The organism is Lentzea sp. NPDC054927 (assembly GCF_053610285.1).
Window position 1 is genome coordinate 343937 of sequence record NZ_JBSGXZ010000004.1, and the last position, 20175, is coordinate 364111.

The following is a 20175-nucleotide window of genomic DNA, read 5'->3' on the forward strand; positions in this document are numbered from 1 at the left end:
CCCCAGTTCCAGAAGGTTTGTCAGAGGCTGCGGGCGGTGATGTCGCCGTAAGCGGTGGTGGCGCGGATGTTCAGGTCGGGCGTGCCGTTGTTCTTGAGGGCGTTGTGCACGCGGCCGTAGGAGGTGCCGGCGTCCAAGGAAGCCGACAGTCCGGCGGCGACGCCGACGGTGATGTCGCCCTTCTCCGTCTTGAGCTCGGCGGAACCGTTGAGGCGGCCGACCTCGATGTCACCGGCCTGCGTCGACAACCGGACGTTCCCGGCCTCGTCGATCTTGATGTCGCTCTGGGCGGCTTCGAAGGCGATGTCGCCGAGCCGTCCGACGCCGCGGAACTCGGCGGCGGCGGCCTTCGCCTCGACGCTCGACCCGGTGGGCAGCTGGACGGTGATCTCCACGGAACCGGAGGCGCCGAGGATCTGGTTCTGCACGCTGGTCCTGATCCGCAGGACGCCGTCGGTGAACGCGACCTCGGTGTCCTCGGCGGCCTTCACGTCGCGGCTCTTGGAGGGGTTCGCGGGGCGGACGTCGACGGCGGTGTCGTCGCGGTCGGCGGCGATGAACTGAACGCGCCCGGCGGGGATGTCGAGGAGGGCGGCGATCGGGGCGGTGGTGGCGAAGGTCTGCATCTCTTGCTCCTGTAGCTCGTTGTTTCTGATGAGCGAAAAGCTACGTTGCGTTCACGGATTCCGACAACAAGCTTGTTGCGTTGAAGTCGAGTATTCGCACGTCAAAGCAGACAAAGTGTTGCAATGGAGATGAGATCTAACGCAACGACTGTTGCAATGAGATGAAGGTGAAAGCTATGCTTCCGGCATGCCAGGAGGCCGATTGACCCAGCAGGAGCGCCGGCAGATCGCCATCGGCCTGGCCGACGGCCTCGCCTACGCGGAGATCGCGCGCGCGCTCGACCGTCCCACCTCGACGGTCACGCGCGAGGTGATGCGCAACGGCGGTCCGGCCGGATACAAGGCCGATCTCGCCCACCTCGCCACCGAACGCCGTGCCCAGCGGCGCAAGCAGGCCACGCCCCGAAGTCGGCAGACAGCCGACCGGGCCGACGGACGCGACCCCGAGGCCGTGCGGGAGTTCGAGGAGGCGTTCTCCGCCATCTTCATCGGCCAGGGGCTGCCCAAGATGACGGCCAGGGCGCTCGCCAGCCTCTACGCGACCGACTCCGGCAGCCTCACCGCGTCAGAACTCGTCAACCACCTGCAGGTCAGCCCTGCGTCCGTGTCCAAGGCGATGTCGTACCTCGAAGGCCAGGGCCTGATCGGCCGTGAGCGCGACGAACGCCGCCGTGAGCGCTACGTCGTCGACGAGGGCGACATCTGGTACCAGTCGATGATCGCCAGCGCCGCCGGCACGTCCAAACTCGCTGACGCGGCACGGCAGGGCGTCGGCGTCCTCGGCTCCGGCACCCCGGCGGCCGACCGCCTCGAGAACATCTCGCGGTTCCTCGACTTCGTGTCGGAGAGCATCGTCCGCGCGGCCGAACAGGCCCGCGACATCCTGCACCCCAAGGGTTAGACGCGGACCGCGACCGCCACGCCCTGGCCGACACCCACACACGCGGCCGCGATCCCGACGCCACCACCACGTGCCCGCAGGTGCCGCGCCACATCGATGATCACGCGCGGCATCGACGCGCCCAACGGGTGTCCGTAAGCGATCGCGCCGCCGTGGACGTTGACCTTCTCGCGGTCGATCTCCGGCAGGTGGTGCAACACCGACAGCGCCATGGCGGCGAACGCCTCGTTGATCTCCCACAGATCGACCTGCGCAGCCTCGAGGTGCAGGCGCTTCAACAACTTCCGGATCGCCGACACCGGCGCGATCGTGAACCGGTGCGGCTCCTCACCCGTGGTCGCGCTGCCGAGCACCTCGCCCAACGGCTCCACGCCCAACTCGGCCGCAATCGCTTCCGTGCCAAGCAAAGCGGCCAAAGCGCCGTCGTTCAGCGGCGACGCGTTGCCCGCCGTCACCGACCCGTTCTCCGAGAACGCCGGCTTCAACTTCGAGAGCTTCTCGACGCTCGTGTCCGCACGGACGTTCTCGTCGCGCCGAATCGTCGTCCCATCCGGCAACTGCACCGGAAACGCGAAACCCTCGTGCACACCCGCATCCCACGCCGCAGCGGCACGGCGGTGCGAGCGCAACGCGAAGGTGTCCATCTGGTCGCGCGTGATGCCCAGTTCGTGAGCCACGTTCTCGGCTGCCAGCCCCAACGGCACGGTGTAGTGCTTCGGCATCCGCGGGTTCACCAGCCGCCAGCCCAAGGCCGTCGACACGGTCTCCATGCGATCGGGGAAGGCCTTGTCCGGCCGAGCCGTCACGAACGGCGCCCGCGACATCCCCTCCACACCACCGGCAACGATCAGATCCGCATCGCCCGCGGCCAACGCCCGTGCACCCTGGATGATCGACTCGCCGCCGGAGGCGCACAGCCGGTTCAGCGTCACGCCCGGCACGGAGACCGGCAGGCCCGCCAGCAGCGAGGCCATGCGGGCGACGTTGCGGTTGTCCTCGCCGGCGCCGTTCGCGTCGCCCAGCAGCACGTCGTCGATCCTGGCCAGGTCGAGGCCGGGATAGCGGCGCAGCAGGTCGACGATGGGCAGCGAGGCGAGGTCGTCCACCCTGATGCCGGACAGACCTCCCCGATACCTGCCGAACGGCGTGCGGGCGGCGTCGATGATCAGTGCGCGAGCCATGGCCCCCATACTGCGCCAATCAGGGCTTGAGCAAAAAGGGAACGTAACCCGTTTCGGGGTGCACCTCTGAATCGGTGCTGAAGGCCTTCACCTCGATGGCGTGGGCCCCGGCGGTCAGGGAGCCCGTGTTGAGTGAAATCCGCCACCGGCCTGCTGCGGCGGGTCCGTCGGCCGTGGTCGGGACGGTCGCGACGTGGGTGCCGTCGAGCCTGACCTCGAACCCGGCGAGGCCTGCCACGGCAGCGTCGAGGGCGTTGATCCGGACTTCCAGGACCACCCGGCCGCGGTTGAAGGCGGCGCCGTTCTCGATGGGCTGGCCGCCTGCGTCCAGGACTTCGGGGACCGGGTCGGCGAGCAACGGCCGTGCGTCGACCAGAGGTGTGCCGGACTCGCGTTGGGGCGGGCTCTTGGGGCCGGTCAACTCGACGTCGGTGTGGGTGACCTGGATGCGTTCGGTGGTCACCAGCTGGACGTTGAGGTTGTCGGTGAAGGCCTCTTTGGGCAGGTCGGCGATGGCCGGGTACTCCGCGCCGGGCTTCCACGGCGTGCCCTCGACGGCCGGGCGCAATGGCACCTCGATGCCGTTGATCTTCACGGCCGTGACGGGTGGGCTCTCGCGTGACGGGATCAACGCGATGCGCAGCTGACCTGCGGTGACGTCGGCGATCGGGTGGGCGCTGGTGCTGGCGGGGCCGTCCACGCGGACCTGCGGCGTCGGGGCGGCGGGCGGTGCGTCGGCCTTGGCGGTCCGGTAGCCGATGAGGTCGATGCCCGCGCGGATTCGGTCGCCGGCCAGCGCCGCGACGCCGATCAGTGCCGTCGCCTCACGCCACTGCGGCACGAACGGCGAGGTGGCGACGACATCGCCGTCGCGCACGAGCTGCGTACCGGTTTTCGTGAGCACGACTTCCCAGCGCACGGTCACGCCTGGCACCGCGGCTGGGATGACCTTGGTGATCGTGCCGTCCGGGACGAGTTCGACGATCGAGTTGCCGGCCGGGTCCGTGGAGACCGAAGCGCGGACGGCGCCGGGCAGCACCGGGTCGCCCTGGACGCTGACCGGGCCCGGCACGAGGTCGAACAGCAGCTTGCCGCCGGTGCTCGGGGCGTCGGTCTCGACCACGAGCCTGCTGTCGTCGTCGCCGCGGACGAACGGCGTGCGCGACCTCAACGTGACGGCTCGCGTGCCGCAGCTGCTGCTGATGATGAGCCGGTCGTGGTCGTCCTCGTCGCCGGAGGTCGCGCGGGCGCAGTCGGTCCGTTTGGTGAGCCGCCACCGTTGCAGGTCGGGCTCGTCCGAGCTGTCGAAGCGGTCGACGAACGTGTACGGGGCGTTGTCGGCGCGCGGTGTGGCCTTGGCGTGGGCGGGTTGGGAGCGTTGGCCGAACGAGTCGACCGCGCGGATGTCGATCTGCTGCTCGCGCTCGTTCTCCAGGCCGTTGAGCTGGGTTCCCGGCCTGGTCACGAGCTTGGTCTGCTCGCCCCAGCGCACCTCGTAGGCGGGGGCGTCGCCGGTCCAGTTGAGCTGGATCTTGTGGTGGCCGGCGCGCGCGACGACGTTGGTCGGCGTGCTCGGGCGGCCCTGCGGGCTGGGCACCAGCAGCTGGTCCGCGACGTACGGCTTGAGCTTCGTCGGAGGCGGGGGAGCGGTGGGCAGGTCGGAGCCACCGCCGGTGTCGCGCAGGACGATCACGCCGACCACCAGCGCGATGCCTGCGACAGCGAAGGCGACCCGCTTCATAGCGGTCACGCTAAGGCGTTTTGCCCAGCTCGAACACGGTTTCGGTGATAACGGGTTCGCCATGGTCCGCTGGAAGGACGCTGAGCTTGAGCCGAGCGTTCGCCCCCGGACCCAGGATCTTCGTGTCCAGCCAGAACTCGTGCCGGCCGGGGACCCCGGAGCCCTGCTCGTTGGTGGGCAGCGCGACGATCCGTTTGCCGTCCAGTTCGAGCTCGATGCCGCGGTGCCCGATGGCGTTGATTTCGGCCGTGACGAGGATGCGTCCGTTGCGCGGCAACGGCTGTGGGGGCTTAGTGCCGTCGTCGTGCATGACGTGCAGCCTGGGACCGCCGGTCTTGATGCCACCGGGCCGGTCCGCGAGCTTCGGCAGGGTGCCGGGGCGGCTCTCCGGTTTGCGGATGACCACGAGCTGAGCCGGGGGCGCGACCGCGATCCTCTTGGCGCTGAGCGGGATGTCGACGACCCTGACCTGGTTGTCCGGCTCCGGCGTGACGATCTTCGCCGCGACCGCGTCCTGCGGCACCTCGGTGTCCGGCAGGAGCGGGACGACCTCGGTGGGCACGGCCCGTTCCGGCACACCGCCGACGCCGAACGAGTCCAGGAACCCGCCGCCGTCGATCCGGATCCGCGGGTGCACCAGCGGAGTCTTGATCGCGACGGCCTCGTAGGCGACCACGACCCCGTCCCTCAGCGCGACCACCGCGTCCGGCAGCACCCGCATCTCCCACCGGTGCCGCACGCCCGCGACGAGCCCGGTGATCTGCGAGTCGCCGAGCGTGACCTGCTTGCCGGTGCGGGGCAGATCGGCGTCCGCGATGATCCGCGTGCCCTGGGTCGTGATGTCGAGGCTGACCGCGCCGCGTGGCTGGACGTCGGTCTCCTTCAGGTACTGCCACGGGTCCGGCAGCAACGTCAGCCGCACGTGACTCGACTCGACGGCACCGGCCACGCTGATGATCGCCCGCCCGATCGCGCCGTCACTCGCGGGCACCCCGAACCTGACGGGCGTGTTCGACTGGAACGCCGCCATCGAGCAGTCGACGTCGATGCGCCTGCTCTGGCCGAACGACCGCAGCCCGAGGCACTCCGGTTCCGCCTCGACGCGCCACTTGCGCGGGTCCAGCGACTCCGGGCCGTCGAACCTGTCGGTCTGCCCGACGAGCTGGTCGTCCCACTTGTCGTCGTAGAGCTCCTTGGGCGTCGCGGCGATCGTGAGCGGCTCGGACCGCTTGCCCGTCGCGCTGACCGCGCGGATCTCGACCTCGGTGCGCTGCTCGGGGTTGAGGCCGGCGAGCTCCACCTCGGGTCCGGGCACGAGCTGCTCGTTGCCGTTCCACCGCACCTCGTATGCCGACGCGGAGCCGTTCCACGCGATCTGCAGCGCGTCCACGTCCAACGCCTGGGCCCGCGGATTGGCCGGCTTCATCGGTTCCTGCTGCTGCACGACCTCGACGCCGTCGTCGATCTCACGCTTCAACGTGTCAGGCGCGTCGCCTGTCCGGAGCGCCACCACGGCGGCGATGACGAGCGCGAGTCCACCGAGCCCACCGGCGAGCGTCCGTCGATCCACCCGGAGACCCTACGATGTTTCCGCTTCGGCGGTGCTGCCGTTCAGCCCAACCACACGTCCGCCACGCGACCCAAGGTTCCTGAGTGCGGCGAGGGCACCCGGCTTCGTCAGATCGATCGTGATTTTCGTCCGCTGCGGCTGGCTGACCAGCGCATTCCTGCCTTCGTACCCGGCCTCGATCGTCTTCGCGAGCCCACCCGTGGACGCGAGCGATCCTCTTGCCGCTCCAAGCCTGCCGAGCGCGTCGTCAACAGCCATCAAAAGCGCGTCCCGGTTCCCCTCGCACATCGCGCGGACGAGCTCCGGCCGGCTACCCGCCACCCGCGTGCCGTCCCCGAAACTGCCCGCCGCGAGCGCCATCGCCAACGGCCCACCATCAGCCCCGACCGCCGCCAGGATCGCCGCCATGATGTGCGGCAGGTGACTGATCCGCGCCACCGCCTCGTCGTGCTCCTCCGGCGTGGTCGGCACGACGTGCGCCTTCAGGTCGAGCGCCAGCCGCATCACGTCGTTGAGGTGGTCGTCCGCCTCCTCCGGCGTGACAACCCAGGCAGCGCCCTCGAACAGATCCGCGCGCCCCGCGTCCCAACCACTCTTGCTGGTGCCCGCCATCGGATGCCCGCCGACGAACCGCGTGCCGGCTGCGTACCGGTGCACAGCGTCGTGAACGGGCCCTTTGACGCTGGTCACGTCCGTGAGGCGGGTGTGCGCGGGCACCTTGCGCAGCAGATCCGGCAGCGCGGGCATGGGCACGGCGAGGACGACCAGCGCCTCCGGATTCCGGCCGAGGGCCTCGTCCACCGTCGTGATGTCGAAGCCCTCTGCGCGCGCCTTGTCCGCGTCCTCTTTGCTCGCCGTCGCACCCCACACCGTGCGGCCGGCAGCCTTGGCGCCCCGCAGCACGGAGCCGCCGATCAGTCCCAGTCCGATCACGCACACGTCTCGCACGCGCCCATCATTCCGTGCGACCCGTGCCTGGACCTACGCGCCTGGTCAGGAGTTCGAGGTGATGCGCCGCAGGACCGCTAAGGCGCCCTGCCAGCTGACCTTGGTCACGACGACGGTGCCGGCGAGCGTGGCGAGCGTGAGCAGTGCTGCTGACCAGGGTTCCTGGCCTTGTGTGATCAACCAGCCTGTGAAGCCGAAGGTCGCCACAACGATCAGGCCATGGGCAGGCGTAATTGGTTGTGTCACTGCACAACTCCATTTTCAGGGGTGCTTCCGAATTGGCTCGCGCAGATATTCGCATAGCGAGGGGTCGGAGGCAAGTAATTCGACTCGATCAAGGTTTGCGCAGGTAGGACGGCCTGCGCAGCGAAGGCGGAACTTGCGCAAGAGCGTCGGAACTTGCGCAAGAACGCCGGAACTTGCGCAAGAACCCCTGAAGTTGCGGGAGAAACGTGGAAGTTACGGGAGAAGACTGGAAGTTGCAGGGAAAGGGTGGAAGTTGCGCAATAATGCCGGAAGTTGCATAAGAAAGATGGAAGTTCCGGGAGAAGGCCGTCCATCTCGGGTGGAAGCCGCAAGTTGTAGATGAACGGTTGTCCGCAGGCGTTGTGCGCCCCGCGGACAACCGTTCGTTTCACTTGTGGCGTTACCGGAGGGCGTCCAGCGCGAACGCCGCGTACATCGCCACCCCGTGCTCCATCGCCGCCTCGTCGAACAACACCCGGTTCGAGTGGTTGGGCGCCGCCTCCTCCAAATCGATCCCCCGCGGGCAGGCCCCGAGGAACGCCAGCGCCCCCGGCACCTTCTGCAGCACGTAAGAGAAGTCCTCGGCGCCCATCAACGGATCGTGCATCGGCTCGCTCCACGACGGCCCCATCGCCTTCGCCGCGAGCTCCACCACGTGCGACCCGACCTGGTCGTCGTTCACCGTCACCGGGTAGCCCGGCACGATGCTGACCTCGGCGTGGCACCCGTACGCGGCGGCCGTGTGCTTCACGACCAGCTTGAGCTCCTTGTGGACGAGTTTGCGGGTGTCCTCGGACAGCGTCCTGATCGTGCCGTCGAGGGTCGCCACCTCGGGGATGATGTTGGTGGTCGTGCCCGCCTTGATCTGCGCGACCGTCACCACGGCCGGCTGGTGCACGCTGACCCGGCGGCCGAGCATCGTCTGGATCGCGCCGACCATCGCCGCGGCGGCAGGTACCGGGTCCAGGGCGTTGTGCGGCATCGCGCCGTGGCCGCCGCGGCCCTTCACGTGGATGTGGAACGAGTCCGCGGAGGCCATGATCGGGCCGGGGCGGGTGGTCACCACGCCCGATTTGGTCGTGGACGTGATGTGGAGGGCGAACGCCTTTTCCACGCCGTTGTCCAGCAGGCCTTCTTCGATCATGTACCGGGCGCCGTGGTAACCCTCCTCGCCCGGCTGGAACATGAACACGACGTTGCCTCGCAGCGCGTCCCGCCGGTCCACCAGGAGTCGCGCGGACGACGCCAGCATCGCCACGTGCGTGTCGTGCCCACAGGCGTGCATGTTGCCGTCCACTTCGGACGCGTAAGGCAGTCCGGTTTCCTCCTGGAGCGGGAGGCCGTCCATGTCGCCGCGCAACAGCACCGTGGGCCCTGGCCGTTCGCCTTCGAGCACCGCCACGACCGAGGTCGTCGACTCGCCCTTCGTGACCTTGACAGGCAACCCCTCCAACGCGTGCAGGATCGCCGCCTGCGTCTTGGGGTTTTGAAGTCCCTGTTCAGGGTGTCGGTGGACCTGGCGCCGCAGTGCCACCGTGCGGGGCTGCAGCGCGCGGGCCCCTTCGAGCAATCCGGCGAGACGTGGGTCCGGCGTAGTTGTGCTCATCTATCGATGGTGCCACCACCTCGGCTACCGGGAAGGTCGTCTGGGCCCTACGGTGTGCACATGACACAGCAGGAGCCGGTCAACGGCTTCGCGGTCGCGGTCGTCCGAGAGGACGGCCGCTGGCGGTGCAACAGGATGGACAGCTCCGCGCTGTCGGAGCTGGACGCGGCGATCACGCAGCTGCGTCAACTGCGCTCGACCGGCGCGGTGTTCGGTCTCCTGGCCGTCGATGACGAGTTCTTCATCATCCTGCGCCCGGTCCCGGGCGGCGTGGCCTTGTTGCTCTCCGACGCGGCCGCCGCCCTCGACTACGACATCGCCGCCGACGTCCTGGACCTCCTGCGCGTCGAGCCACCCGACGAGGAAGACACCGAACTCTGGCCGGAGGGCGACCTCGGCGTGCTGACCGACCTCGGCATGCCCTCGCACGAACTCCAGATCATCGTCGACGAGGTCGACCTCTACCCGGACGAGCAACTCCAGATGATCGCCCAGCGCATCGGCTTCATCGACGAGTTCACGAAGCTGCTCGACACGATCCAGGCGTGATCCCCACTTCGGAGGACATGGTCCGCGCGGCTCTGCGCGCGGCGTCCAACGCGGGCACAGACGTCCCGATCGGCGCGGTCGTCTTCGCACCGGACGGCTCCGTCCTTGCCGAAGCCTGCAACGCACGTGAGGCGACGGGCGACCCGACCGCGCACGCCGAAATCCTGGCGCTGCGTGCGGCGGCCGCGAAGTTCGGCGACGGCTGGCGGCTGGACGGCTGCACCCTCGCGGTGACGTTGGAACCGTGCACGATGTGCGCCGGCGCGTTGGTGCTCGCCCGTGTTTCCCGTCTCGTCTTCGGCGCTTGGGAGCCCAAAACCGGGGCTGTGGGGTCGTTGTGGGACGTCGTGCGCGACCGCCGGCTCAACCATCGGCCGGAGGTCTACGGCGGCGTGCTCGAGGAGGAGTGCGCTGACCTGCTCGAACGCTTCTTCCGGACCCAGCGTTAACCCACTCGCGAGACCCCTGTATTGTTCTTACCGGTGGCGTGTCCGAGCGGCCGAAGGAGCACGCCTCGAAAGCGTGTGAGGTGAAAGCCTCCGTGGGTTCAAATCCCACCGCCACCGCTGTTGAAGGGCCCCGGAGCGATCCGGGGCCCTTCTTGCGTTCTCAGAACCTCATGGTGCCCAGGAACTTCTCCAGCAACCCGGCGTCCCCGGTCACCTCGAGCCCCTCGACGCCACGGCGTTGGTACAGCGCCAGCACCAGCTCGATGGCCGGCCCCCGCACCGCCACGTCCCACTTCTCCTCGCCCGGTGTCACCCGCGGCGCGTCCCCGCTGAGGTCGACCGTCCACTCCGCACCGGAGTCGGCGGCGAAGTACAGCGAACCCGACCCGAGCAGGTCGGCCGTGGCGGGCCGGCGCGAGAAGAGGATGCGCACGATCGTGGTCATCCACTCCCACAATGTGTCGTCGGCGACCGTCGGGTCGACGGAGAACGGCAGGCCGAGCGCGTCGAACGCATCGATGCGGTGAATCACAGTCTCGTGCGCCATCCGTGTGGACCAGAAGCGCGGCCCCGGCACGCCCGGCAGCATCACCGCGATCATGTCGTCGGCGTCGACGGCGAGCATCGCGTCCGAGATCAGCGCGGCACCCTCGGTCAGCCACGGCGAAAGCTCCGCAAACGTCTCACCCGCGTAGGACTCGACGGAGTGCGCCTTGCTGAACGACCTGTCGATCTCCGGAAACCTCTCGCCGACCATCTGCGCGATCCACCGGTGCGCGTAGCCGAGGTGGCGCAGCAGCTGGTTCAGCGTCCAGTCCGGTGTCGCGGGCACCGGTACCGACAGATCGGCGCCGGCCAGCCCGGTGACCAGCAGGGAAGTCTCGGAAACGATCGTGGCGACGCGTTCCTGGTAGCTCAAAGACCCCATGGTCAAAAACGTACGCGCTCCAGCAGCAGGTCGAGCAGCTCCGCGTCCCCGAACACCTCCAGCCCCTCCACCGACCGCCGCCGGTAGACCGCCAGCACCAGCTCGACGAGCGGACCGCGCAACGCCACCGCGGCCTTCTCGTGCCCCTGCCGCACCACCGGCGAAGCCCCCGTGAGATCGATCACGAACTCGGCCTCGACATCGGTCGCGTGCAGGTGCACGGTCCGCCCCGGCCCCAACAACGGAGCGGTTTCTGCAGGCCAGCGCATGAACGCGTAAGGCAACGCCAATGCGGTCCACTCCGAGAGCGTGTCCCGCGCGACCTCGGGATCCAGCGAGAACGGCACACCCACCACGTTCGCCACGTCCCAGCGGTGCAGAACGGTCTCGTGGGTCATCCGGCGCGACCACACGCGCGGTCCGGGGTGGCCGCCGAGCGTCGCGATCATGAGATCCGGGTCGACGGCCAGCAGCGCCTCCGACAACGAGGCGGCGCCTTCCACGAGCCACGGGATGACGTCGGAGGCCTTCTCGCCGACGTACGAGGCCAGCTCCTGGGCGCCGTTGCGGTCGTACGGGATCTCCGTGACCCGCTCGCGGATCATCAGGTCGGCCCACCGGTGCGCGTGGCCGACGTGGCGGACGAGCTGGTTCAGCGTCCAGTCCGGGCAGGAAGGAACGGCGACAGCAAGGTCCGCGCCGTCGAGTGACGACACGAGGAGCGAGGTCTGGTTGATGATCTCGGCGCAGCGGCGCTCGTAGTCCAACATGCCTCTAAACGTAGGGACGCCAGCCGGTGCCTGGGAGGGGACCACCGGCCGGCGTTCCGAAAGCGAGCATACACCATGATCGAACACTTGTTCGAGTGATCATTGATGGGCCAACCGGTTAACCGTTAGTAACAACGCCTTCCAAACATCACCTGATCGGGGAAAGATGCGTCGGTCCGCCGCATCCCCTGGAGGAAGTTTTGAGACCCACCCTGCCCGGCGTCGGGACAGCGGTGGTGGCGCTCGTGCTCGCCGCCGCACCCGCTGTCGCCGCTCCCAGCCCAGACGCGCTGATCTCCGAGGTCTACGGAGGCGGCGGCAACTCCGGCGCCACCCTCAAGCAGGACTTCGTCGAGCTCGCCAACAAGGGCGCAGCCGCCATCAGCCTGGACGGCTACAGCGTCCAGTACATCTCGGCCACGCCCGGCGCGAGCACGCAGTGGAGCGTCACTCCGCTGACCGGGTCGATCGCGCCCGGCAAGACGTTCCTCGTCGCCGAGGCCAAGGGCACCGGCGGCACCGTCGACCTGCCGACCCCGGACGCCACCGGCACCATCGCGATGAGCGGCACCGGCGGCACCATCGCGCTGGTCAACGGCACCGCGGCGCTCACCTGCAAGACGGCGGCGGACTGTGCTGCCGACGCGCGCATCAAGGACCTCGTCGGTTACGGCACGGCGGTCGTGCGCGAGGGCTCGGCGACGAACGCCCTGAGCAACACGACCTCGGCGTTCCGCAACATCGAGCTCGGCGACACCGACGACAACGCCACCGACTTCAAGGTCGGTGACCCCAACCCGACCAACTCCAAGGGCGAGACCCCGGGCGGCGGCAACCCGGATCCCGACCCGGACCCCGTGCCCGGCGACAAGCGCATCCACGACATCCAGGGCGTCACGCGCATCTCGCCGTTGCTCGGCCAGAAGGTCACCAACGTCCCCGGCGTCGTCACCGGCACGCGCTCCACGGGTGACCGCGGCTTCTGGATCCAGGACACGACCAGCCCGGACGCGGACCCGCGCACCAGCGAGGGCGTCTTCGTCTACACCGCCGGTGGCGCGCTGACCGTGGCGGTCGGCGACAGCGTGCTGGTCAGCGGCACGATCGCGGAGTACCGGCCGGGCGGTGAGACGGGGTCCAACCAGACCCTCACCGAGATCGCCCAGCCCACCACGCTCACGGTGTCGAAGGGCAACCCCGTTCCGGCGCCGGTCGTCGTGAAGAACATCCCGGCCGGCTACCTGCCCGCGCCGGGCGGCAGCATCGAGCAGCTCCCGCTCGAGCCGGAGAAGTACGGCCTCGACTACTTCGAGTCCCTCGAGGGCACGCTCGTCCAGGTGAACGACGCCCGCGTCGTCGGCCCGAGCAACGCGTTCGGCGAGGCTTGGGTGACGGTCAACCCCGACCAGAACAAGAACCTGCGCGGCGGCACCACCTACACCGCCTACGACCAGGCCAACAGCGGCCGCCTGAAGATCAAGGCGACCCCCATGCCGGTGTCCAACGTCGGTGACGTGTTCTCCGGCGCGACCGTCGGTGCCATCGAGTACACGAACTTCGGCGGCTACACGCTGGCCGCGCTCACCCTGGGCCAGCACGTCTCGGCCAACCTGCAGCGCGAGATCACCGCGCAGCAGAAGGAGAGCGAGCTGTCGGTCGCGACCTACAACGTCGAGAACCTCGACCCGTCCGACCCGCAGGACAAGTTCGACCGGCTCGCCGAGGGTGTCACGACGAACCTGCGCAGCCCGGACGTCGTTGTGCTGGAAGAGATCCAGGACAACAACGGCGCGACGAACGACGGTGTCGTCGCCGCGGACCAGACGCTGCAGAAGTTCTCCGACGCGATCGTCGCCAAGGGCGGCCCGCGCTACCAGTGGCGGCAGATCGACCCGGAGAACCTGAAGGACGGGGGCGAGCCCGGCGGCAACATCCGGGTGGGCTTCTTCTTCAACCCGCAGCGAGTGTCCTTCGTGGACCGTCCGGGTGGCGACTTCAAGACCGCCGTCCAGGCCGTCAAGAAGAACGGCCGCGCAGCGCTTTCCGTGTCACCGGGCCGGATCGACCCGCTGAACGAGGCGTGGGCGAACAGCCGCAAGCCGCTCGCCGGTGAGTTCAAGTTCCGCGGCCGCACGGTCTTCGTGGTCGCGAACCACTTCAACTCCAAGGGCGGCGACGAGGCCATCCACGGCCGCAACCAGCCGCCGAACCGGTCCTCCGAGGTGCAGCGCGCCAAGCAGGCCGCGGCGCTGAAGGCGTTCACCGAGCAGATCCGCGCGATCGACAAGGGCGCCAACGTGGTGCTCGCGGGCGACCTGAACGACTACCAGTTCTCGCCCGTCGTCAAGGCCCTCACCGGCGACGGCAACCTCAAGGCGCTGATCGAGACGCTGCCCGCGAACGAGCGGTACAGCTACGTCTTCGAGGGCAACTCGCAGACGCTCGACCACCTCGTGCTGAGCAAGAACATCTCGCGCTTCAGCTACGACGTGGTGCACATCAACGCCGAGTTCGCCGACCAGGCGAGCGACCACGACCCGCAGATCGTCCGCGCCCGCCCGTCCACGGGTGACGCGAACATCGACAAGATCGTGTTCGCGCTCGAGGACATCCTCGACTGCCTGAAGAAGTAACCGCTCGCCGCTGCCGCCGCGTCATTCTCCTGACGCGGCGGCAGAGGCAGCGGCAGTCACACCGGCCTGGATCGCTTCCACCGAACGGCGAACGGCATCGCCCGCCCAGTTGCCCCTGGCGATCTCCTTGGCCCGCTTCTTCATCTCGCGCCGGTCGCCCTCGAACACCTTGTGCACGGCGTCCACCGCGTACAGCAGCGTGATCAACGACCCGGTGTGCGCGTCCGCACCCCGATAGCCGTGCACGACCTCGCCGACGGCCTTCCGCACCTTGCCGGCCGCGGCCTCGTCGACGATCGGATAGCTCTTCGCGGGGAAGATGCCGAACACCTTCCGCGGCTCGACCCGGATGGTCGCGTGGTCCTGCAGTTGCCTGATCACGTTGTCCCACAACCGCTTCCGGACGCGCTCGACCGCGGACTGCGGCCTCAGCGGCTTGGTGAGCCGCCCGAGCGCCTCGTGCAGCACCGGGTCGTTCGGCGGCGTCGGGTCAGCGACCTGCAGCTTCTTGCCGTTGGGCTCGAACGCGGCCCGGCCCGAGTTCACCAGCTCGATCAGCACGGCACCGGCGAGCGCGTTCTCGGCGGCCGACGAGCTGACGTACAGCCTGCCGTTCTGCGGGTTGATGAACAGCAGCATCAGGTCGCTGTGCAGCATCAGCTCGAACCCCCGCCCGAAGTAGCGGCGATCGTCGAAGCCACCATCGTCGCTGTCAACGCCGCGTGCACCGCCTCGATCGCCTTCTTCACGGCGACCCCGGCCCAGTTCCCGGCCGAGATCTCCTTGGCCCGCGCGTTCATCTCGTGCTTGTTGCCCTGGAACACCTTGTGCAGCCCCTTCACCGCGTACAGCAAGGAGATCAGCGCTCCGGTGCGCTCGTCCGGCGCCCGATGCCCCTGCGCCACGTCGCCCACGAGTCGCCGAAGGTCGCTGACCGCGGCGGGATCGTTGAGCGTGTAGGTCTTCGACGGGAAGAGCCCGAGAATCTTGGTCTTCTCCACCTTCAGCACACCGCGCGCGTCGAGCTGCGCCATCACGTTGTCCTTCACGTGGTTCCGCAGCTTCTCCACCGCGCGCTGCGGCTTCATCGGCTTGGTGATCCTGCTGAGCGACTCCTGCAGGAACGCGTTGGTCAACGGCGCCGCGTCGACCGCGGCGAGCGTCTTGCCGTCCGCCCCGAACGCGACCCGCCCGGAGTTGACCAACTCCAGCAGCACGGCACCCGCGAGTGCGTTCTGGATCGACGTCGAGTCCATCCGAACCCCGCCGGCGACCTCGTCGAGGAACAGCAGCATCAGGTCTTCAGGCAGCATCATGCAACGTTAACGCCAGAAGGGCGCCGAACGTTGAAGTTCGGCGCCCTTCTGGGAAGAGAGCGGAGGATACGGGATTTGAACCCGTGAGGGGGTGAACCCAACACGATTTCCAGTCGTGCGCACTAGGCCGCTATGCGAATCCTCCGTCGAGAACCTTACCGGACGGGTGTCTCGCGACCCAAAACGGGGGGTCGCCGGAACCTCTTCAAAAAATCTTCGAAGGCTGTGTCGATCTGGCGGTAGGCCGCTCGTCGTGATCCCGTAAGACCGGACCGAGGAGGGCAAACGTGAAGTACATGCTGTTGATCTACGCGGCCTCTGACCAGCAGGCGAGCTGCACCGTCGAGGACTGGATCGCCTACGAGAAGGAGATGAAGGACGCGGGCGTCCTGGTCTCCGGCCACTCGCTGGCCGACCTGGTCACCGCCACCACCGTCCAGGTCGGACAGGACGGGAAGCGCACCGTCACCGACGGGCCGTTCGCCGAGACCCGCGAGGTGCTGGGCGGCTACGACATCATCGACGTGCCGGACCTCGACGCGGCGCTGGAGTGGGCCGCGAAGTGCCCCGGTTCGCGCGACGGCGGGGCGGTCGTCGTGAGGCCGATCGCAGAGTTCGACTTCTGAGTCTCCGATGAACGTCGAGCAGGTGTTCCGGGAGGAGCGCGGCCGGCTGCTGGCCACGCTGGTCAAGCGCTTCGGCGACCTCGACCTGGCCGAGGAGGTCACCTCGGACGCGATCGAGGCGGCGCTGAAGCACTGGCCGGTGGACGGGGTGCCTGATCGGCCCGGCGCGTGGTTGCTCACGACCGCGCGCCGCAAGGCCGTCGACCGGCTGCGGCGTGACCAGGTCTACGCGGCGCGGCTGGCGTTGTTGCAGGTGGAGGTCGACCGGGCCGATCCGCCGACCACGGACGCCCTGCCGGACGAGCGGCTGGAGCTGTTCTTCACGTGCGCGCACCCGGCGTTGCCCGAGGAGGACCGCGGCGCGCTGACCTTGCGCTGCCTGGCCGGGTTCACGACGCCGGAGGTCGCGCGGGCCTACCTGGTGCCGGTCACGACCATGCAGCAACGGATCGTGCGCGCCAAGAAGAAGATCAAGGAAGCACGCATCCCGTTCCGCGTGCCGGATCCCGCCGAACTGCCGGAACGCCTGCCGGGCGTGCTGCAGGCCGTCTACTCGATCTTCACCGAGGGCTACGCGGCCCAGCGCACCGATCTCGCCGAGGAGGCCGTCCGGCTGGCCAGGATCCTGCACCGCCTGCTGCCGGAACGCGAGGTCACGGGCCTGCTGGCGTTGATGCTGCTGATCCACGCCCGCCGGAACGCCCGCGCCGACCTGCTGGAGGACCAGAACCGCGCGCTGTGGGACCGCGAGATGATCGACGAGGGCAGCGCACTCACCGAGAAAGCCCTGACCGGCGGACACGGCCCGTACGGCGTGCAGGCCGCGATCAACGCGCTGCACGACCAGGCTCCCGATTTCACGAGCACCGACTGGCCGCAGATCGTCGCCCTCTACGACGTCCTGAACGCCCTCACCCCGTCCCCGGTGATCGCGCTGAACAGGGCTGCCGCGATCGCCATGCGCGACGGCGCCGCGGCCGGGCTCGCGTTGCTCGACGAACTCGCCGACGAACCCAAGCTCCGCGACTACCACCCGTACCGAGCGGCCCGCGCCGACCTGCTGCACCGCCTGGGCCGCAGTGCCGAAGCCGCCCAGGCCTACCGCGACGCGATCGCACTCGCCGGCACCGAACCAGAACAGGACTTCCTGCGCCGCAGGCTGACCGCCATCGAGGGGCAATCATGATCATGAAGTGGCTGGAGGCGGAACGCCTGAGCGTCGCTGACCTCCTCGACGACCTGACCGACGACGAGTGGCGGCGCGAGACCCTCTGCACCGGCTGGACCATGCAGGAGATGGCGGCCCACCTGACCACGTCGACCCGCACCGGCTGGCGCGACGTGCTCACCGGCGCGGTGAAGGCGGGCTTCGACTGGAACCGCATGGAGGACCAGAAGGCACGCGCGCTGGCCGCACAGTTCACCCGGTCGGAGTTGATCGCGCAGATCCGCGAGACAGCAGGCTCGCCGAAACGCGCGCCGATGGCCGCTCCGATCGACCCGTTGGTGGACTTCCTCGTGCACGGCCAGGACATCGCACGCCCGTTGGGCCGCGTCCGGGAGATGCCGCTCGAACCGGCCCAGGCCGCGCTGGAGCACGTGCTGAAGAGCCCGTTCTGGGGCGCTCGCAAGCGTTTCAAGGAGTCCGGAATTCCCGATCTTCCTGCCCCTGACCTGCTGATGTTGGCAACGGGCCGCGAGTTGTCCACACCTGGGGACAACACTGTGGGCAACTCGAACACACGTTCGAAGAAGTAGCTCAGCTACACTTGCCAAGGACCTCGTGCGGCACACATCTCGCGAACCTCCCCAGGGCCGGAAGGCAGCAAGGATAAGCGGGCTCTGGTGGGTGCACGGGGTCCCCTTTTTCTGTCGGGGTCCACCGGTACTGTTCCGGGCGTGGCGCTCGCTCTGTATCGCAAGTACCGTCCGGCCACGTTCTCCGAGGTCGTTGGCCAGGAGCACGTGACCGACCCGCTGCGCGTCGCTTTGTCGGCGGGCCGGGTGAACCACGCGTACCTGTTCTCGGGCCCCCGCGGCTGCGGCAAGACCTCGTCGGCCCGCATCCTGGCCCGCTCGCTCAACTGCGTGAAGGGCCCGACCCCAGACCCGTGCGGCGAGTGCAACTCGTGCATCGGCCTGGCCCCGAACGGCACCGGCAGCGTCGACGTCGTAGAACTCGACGCCGCCTCGCACGGCGGTGTCGAAGACGCCCGCGAACTCCGCGACAAGGCCTTCTACGCCCCGGCCGAGGCCAAGTACCGCGTCTTCATCATCGACGAGGCGCACATGGTCACCACGCAGGGCTTCAACGCCCTGCTGAAGATCGTGGAAGAGCCGCCGGACCACCTGATCTTCATCTTCGCCACCACCGAGCCGGAAAAGGTCCTCCCGACCATCCGCTCCCGCACGCACCACTACCCGTTCCGCCTGATCCCGCCCGGCGTCATGCGGAGCCTGCTCGAACGCAACTGCGCCGCAGAAGGCGTGGCAGTAGAACCCGCCGTCTTCCCCTTGGTGATCCGCGCGGGCGGCGGCTCCGCCCGCGACACCCAGTCCGTCATGGACCAACTCCTCTCCGGCGCAGGCCCGGACGGCGTCAAATACGAGCAGGCCCTGACCCTCCTGGGCGTCACCGACTCCGCCCTGATCAACGACGTGATCGACGGCCTCTCCAGCAGCGACGGCGCAGCCGTCTTCGGCACCATCGACCGCCTGGTAGAAGCCGGCCACGACCCCCGCCGCTTCGCCTCGGACCTCCTGGACCGCCTCCGCGACCTGGTCCTGCTCTGCGCAGTCCCCGACGCAGGCGAACGCAACCTCGTCAGCGCCCCGGCAGACGAACTGGCCACCATGTCGGCCCAAGCAGAGCGCATCGGCCCAGCAGCCCTCACCCGCTACGCCGAAATCGTCCACACAGGACTAGTGGACATGCGCGGCGCCACCGCCCCACGCCTGCTCCTGGAACTCCTCGTCTCCCGCATGCTCCTGCCATCAGTGAGCCAGTCGGAAGCCGCGCTTCTCCAACGCCTCGAACAACTAGAACGCCGCCCCCCAGCCACCACAGCAGCCCCAGCCGCCGCCGCTGCGCCCACCAACGCCCCCGCAGCAGCCGCAGCCCCGCCCCCCGCTGCAACGCCTGCCGCAGCTCCACCCCCAGCAGGCGCCCCGGTCTTCACCCGCAGGTCCCAGCAACCGGCACCCCCAGCGGACGAACAACCAGAACCCCCACGCCAGGCCCCAGCACCGGCCCGCCCAACCCCAGCCCCCGAACCAACGCCAGCCGCAACCCCAGCCCCGGCCGCCGCAGAAACCCCGGCCGCCGAGCCAACCCAGGAACCCGCCGCCCCCACCCTCGCAACCGGCGGCGCCATGGACGCGACAGCAGTCCGCCGAGTCTGGTCCGACCTGCTGGCCGCAGTCCGCTCGAGCAGCCGCAGCACCGAGGCAATGCTGACCAACGCCATGGTCAGCGAGGTAGACGGCAACGTAGTAACGATCACCCACACCTCGGCCCCCCTGGCCCGCCGCCTGGCCGAAACCCGCAACACCGAGGCAATCGCCAACGCCCTCGCCACCGTCCTGGGCGGCACCTGGCAGGTCCGCTGCACCCACGGCACCCCAGGCGCCACAACCCAAGCCCCAACCCAAGCCAAAACCGCCCGCCCAGCCCCCACCCGCCCAAGCCAGGCAGCAGCGGCCCACCCCACCAAAACCCCAGAGCCCCAACGCCAGGCCCCACGCCCAGCAGCAGACGACGTCCCCCCACCCCCGGAACCCCCGGAGCCAGACGAACCGCTCCCGCCGGAACCGGACGACGAAGAGTCAATGCTGGCCGAAGCCGCGCGCCCAATCGACCCGGACAGCGTGAGCACAGCCCAAGACCCAGAAGCGGTAATGCTCAAACTGCTGGCCGACGAACTAGGCGCCCGCCCACTGAAAAAGGCGTGACACCAAGCGACGGCGAAGCCGAGCATGCTTTTCTCGTGTGGTTCCGGTGGGTGGTCCCGTCACGAGTCGTGCCTCAGCACTTGCTGCAACCAGGCAGGGGTGTCAACTCGACACGCTTTTCGTCGAGTTGACAC

The 20175-nt window shown here is 68.7% G+C and carries 19 protein-coding genes, 2 tRNA genes and 1 other RNA gene; 10 read left to right on the plus strand and 12 right to left on the minus strand.

What is annotated here, in order from left to right:
* Positions 1-20: 20 nt before the first annotated feature.
* On the minus strand, positions 21-626 hold the full coding sequence (locus ACWGE0_RS09820) for a DUF4097 family beta strand repeat-containing protein (RefSeq protein WP_452260495.1): 606 nt from the start codon (positions 624-626) through the stop codon (positions 21-23).
* Between the two features lie 187 nt (positions 627-813).
* Here ACWGE0_RS09820 and ACWGE0_RS09825 point away from each other — a divergent pair, with 187 nt between their 5' ends.
* Entirely contained in the window at positions 814-1527 is a 714-nt protein-coding gene (locus tag ACWGE0_RS09825; protein ID WP_452260496.1) for a helix-turn-helix domain-containing protein, read from the plus strand.
* On the opposite strand, the gene ACWGE0_RS09830 is transcribed toward ACWGE0_RS09825, so the two are convergent.
* From ACWGE0_RS09830 to ACWGE0_RS09855, 6 genes are all read right to left on the minus strand, one after another.
* Positions 1524-2708 carry a thiolase family protein gene (locus ACWGE0_RS09830; protein ID WP_452260497.1) on the minus strand — a complete coding sequence of 395 codons (1185 nt, stop codon included), beginning with the start codon at positions 2706-2708 and terminating at the stop codon, positions 1524-1526. The two genes, ACWGE0_RS09825 and ACWGE0_RS09830, sit on opposite strands and share 4 nt — an antisense overlap.
* A 19-nt stretch (positions 2709-2727) precedes the next feature.
* Positions 2728-4449, minus strand: coding sequence for a hypothetical protein (locus tag ACWGE0_RS09835; protein WP_452260498.1), 1722 nt, complete (start codon positions 4447-4449; stop codon positions 2728-2730).
* Positions 4450-4459: 10 nt separating this feature from the next.
* Positions 4460-6019, minus strand: a complete 1560-nt coding sequence (locus tag ACWGE0_RS09840; protein WP_452260499.1) for a hypothetical protein — start codon at positions 6017-6019, stop codon at positions 4460-4462.
* A 9-nt stretch (positions 6020-6028) separates the two neighbouring features.
* Complete coding sequence (locus tag ACWGE0_RS09845; RefSeq protein ID WP_452260500.1) at positions 6029-6967, minus strand: prephenate dehydrogenase; 939 nt, start codon at positions 6965-6967, stop codon at positions 6029-6031.
* Between the two features lie 45 nt (positions 6968-7012).
* Positions 7013-7213, minus strand: a complete 201-nt coding sequence (locus ACWGE0_RS09850) for a hypothetical protein (protein WP_452260501.1) — start codon at positions 7211-7213, stop codon at positions 7013-7015.
* 400 nt (positions 7214-7613) lie between these two features.
* On the minus strand, positions 7614-8819 hold the full coding sequence (locus ACWGE0_RS09855) for a M20 metallopeptidase family protein (RefSeq protein WP_452260502.1): 1206 nt from the start codon (positions 8817-8819) through the stop codon (positions 7614-7616).
* Between the two features lie 60 nt (positions 8820-8879).
* On the opposite strand from ACWGE0_RS09855, the gene ACWGE0_RS09860 reads away from it, so the two are divergent.
* The 3 genes from ACWGE0_RS09860 to ACWGE0_RS09870 all read left to right on the plus strand — a co-directional run bounded on the left by ACWGE0_RS09860 (position 8880) and on the right by ACWGE0_RS09870 (position 9934).
* A complete protein-coding gene (locus ACWGE0_RS09860; protein ID WP_452260503.1) occupies positions 8880-9368 on the plus strand; it encodes a tRNA adenosine deaminase-associated protein in 489 nt (162 codons plus the stop codon).
* Positions 9369-9385: 17 nt separating this feature from the next.
* On the plus strand, positions 9386-9817 hold the full coding sequence (locus ACWGE0_RS09865) for a nucleoside deaminase (RefSeq protein ID WP_452260528.1): 432 nt from the start codon (positions 9386-9388) through the stop codon (positions 9815-9817).
* A 32-nt stretch (positions 9818-9849) separates the two neighbouring features.
* Positions 9850-9934: transfer RNA gene (locus ACWGE0_RS09870), tRNA-Ser, on the plus strand.
* A gap of 43 nt (positions 9935-9977) precedes the next feature.
* Here ACWGE0_RS09870 and ACWGE0_RS09875 read toward each other — a convergent pair.
* Both ACWGE0_RS09875 and ACWGE0_RS09880 read right to left on the minus strand, forming a co-directional pair.
* Positions 9978-10745 carry a maleylpyruvate isomerase family mycothiol-dependent enzyme gene (locus tag ACWGE0_RS09875; RefSeq protein WP_452260504.1) on the minus strand — a complete coding sequence of 256 codons (768 nt, stop codon included), beginning with the start codon at positions 10743-10745 and terminating at the stop codon, positions 9978-9980.
* Positions 10746-10747: 2 nt separating this feature from the next.
* A complete protein-coding gene (locus ACWGE0_RS09880; protein WP_452260505.1) occupies positions 10748-11515 on the minus strand; it encodes a maleylpyruvate isomerase family mycothiol-dependent enzyme in 768 nt (255 codons plus the stop codon).
* A 200-nt stretch (positions 11516-11715) separates the two neighbouring features.
* Between ACWGE0_RS09880 and ACWGE0_RS09885 the strand changes: the two genes are divergently transcribed.
* On the plus strand, positions 11716-14148 hold the full coding sequence (locus tag ACWGE0_RS09885; RefSeq protein WP_452260506.1) for an endonuclease/exonuclease/phosphatase family protein: 2433 nt from the start codon (positions 11716-11718) through the stop codon (positions 14146-14148).
* A 21-nt stretch (positions 14149-14169) separates the two neighbouring features.
* On the opposite strand, the gene ACWGE0_RS09890 is transcribed toward ACWGE0_RS09885, so the two are convergent.
* From ACWGE0_RS09890 to ACWGE0_RS09900, 3 genes are all read right to left on the minus strand, one after another.
* Complete coding sequence (locus ACWGE0_RS09890) at positions 14170-14805, minus strand: GOLPH3/VPS74 family protein (protein WP_452260507.1); 636 nt, start codon at positions 14803-14805, stop codon at positions 14170-14172.
* Positions 14805-15461: a GOLPH3/VPS74 family protein gene (locus ACWGE0_RS09895; protein WP_452260508.1), complete on the minus strand. Its 657-nt coding sequence runs from the start codon at positions 15459-15461 to the stop codon at positions 14805-14807. The genes ACWGE0_RS09890 and ACWGE0_RS09895 overlap by 1 nt, the downstream gene beginning before the upstream one ends.
* A gap of 63 nt (positions 15462-15524) precedes the next feature.
* A tRNA-Ser gene (locus ACWGE0_RS09900) sits at positions 15525-15609 on the minus strand.
* Between the two features lie 142 nt (positions 15610-15751).
* Here ACWGE0_RS09900 and ACWGE0_RS09905 point away from each other — a divergent pair.
* The 5 genes from ACWGE0_RS09905 (at position 15752) to ACWGE0_RS09925 (ending at position 20041) form a co-directional block, all read left to right on the plus strand.
* Positions 15752-16090 (plus strand): YciI family protein, encoded by a 339-nt coding sequence (locus tag ACWGE0_RS09905; RefSeq protein ID WP_030477647.1) that lies wholly within the window; start codon positions 15752-15754, stop codon positions 16088-16090.
* A gap of 7 nt (positions 16091-16097) precedes the next feature.
* Positions 16098-17276 carry an RNA polymerase sigma factor gene (locus ACWGE0_RS09910; protein ID WP_452260509.1) on the plus strand — a complete coding sequence of 393 codons (1179 nt, stop codon included), beginning with the start codon at positions 16098-16100 and terminating at the stop codon, positions 17274-17276.
* Complete coding sequence (locus ACWGE0_RS09915; protein ID WP_452260510.1) at positions 17273-17848, plus strand: maleylpyruvate isomerase family mycothiol-dependent enzyme; 576 nt, start codon at positions 17273-17275, stop codon at positions 17846-17848. Before ACWGE0_RS09910 ends, ACWGE0_RS09915 begins: the two co-directional genes overlap by 4 nt.
* A gap of 14 nt (positions 17849-17862) precedes the next feature.
* Positions 17863-17959, plus strand: an RNA gene (ffs, locus tag ACWGE0_RS09920) — signal recognition particle sRNA small type.
* Between the two features lie 30 nt (positions 17960-17989).
* Positions 17990-20041 carry a DNA polymerase III subunit gamma and tau gene (locus ACWGE0_RS09925; RefSeq protein ID WP_452260511.1) on the plus strand — a complete coding sequence of 684 codons (2052 nt, stop codon included), beginning with the start codon at positions 17990-17992 and terminating at the stop codon, positions 20039-20041.
* The last annotated feature ends 134 nt before the right edge of the window (positions 20042-20175 follow it).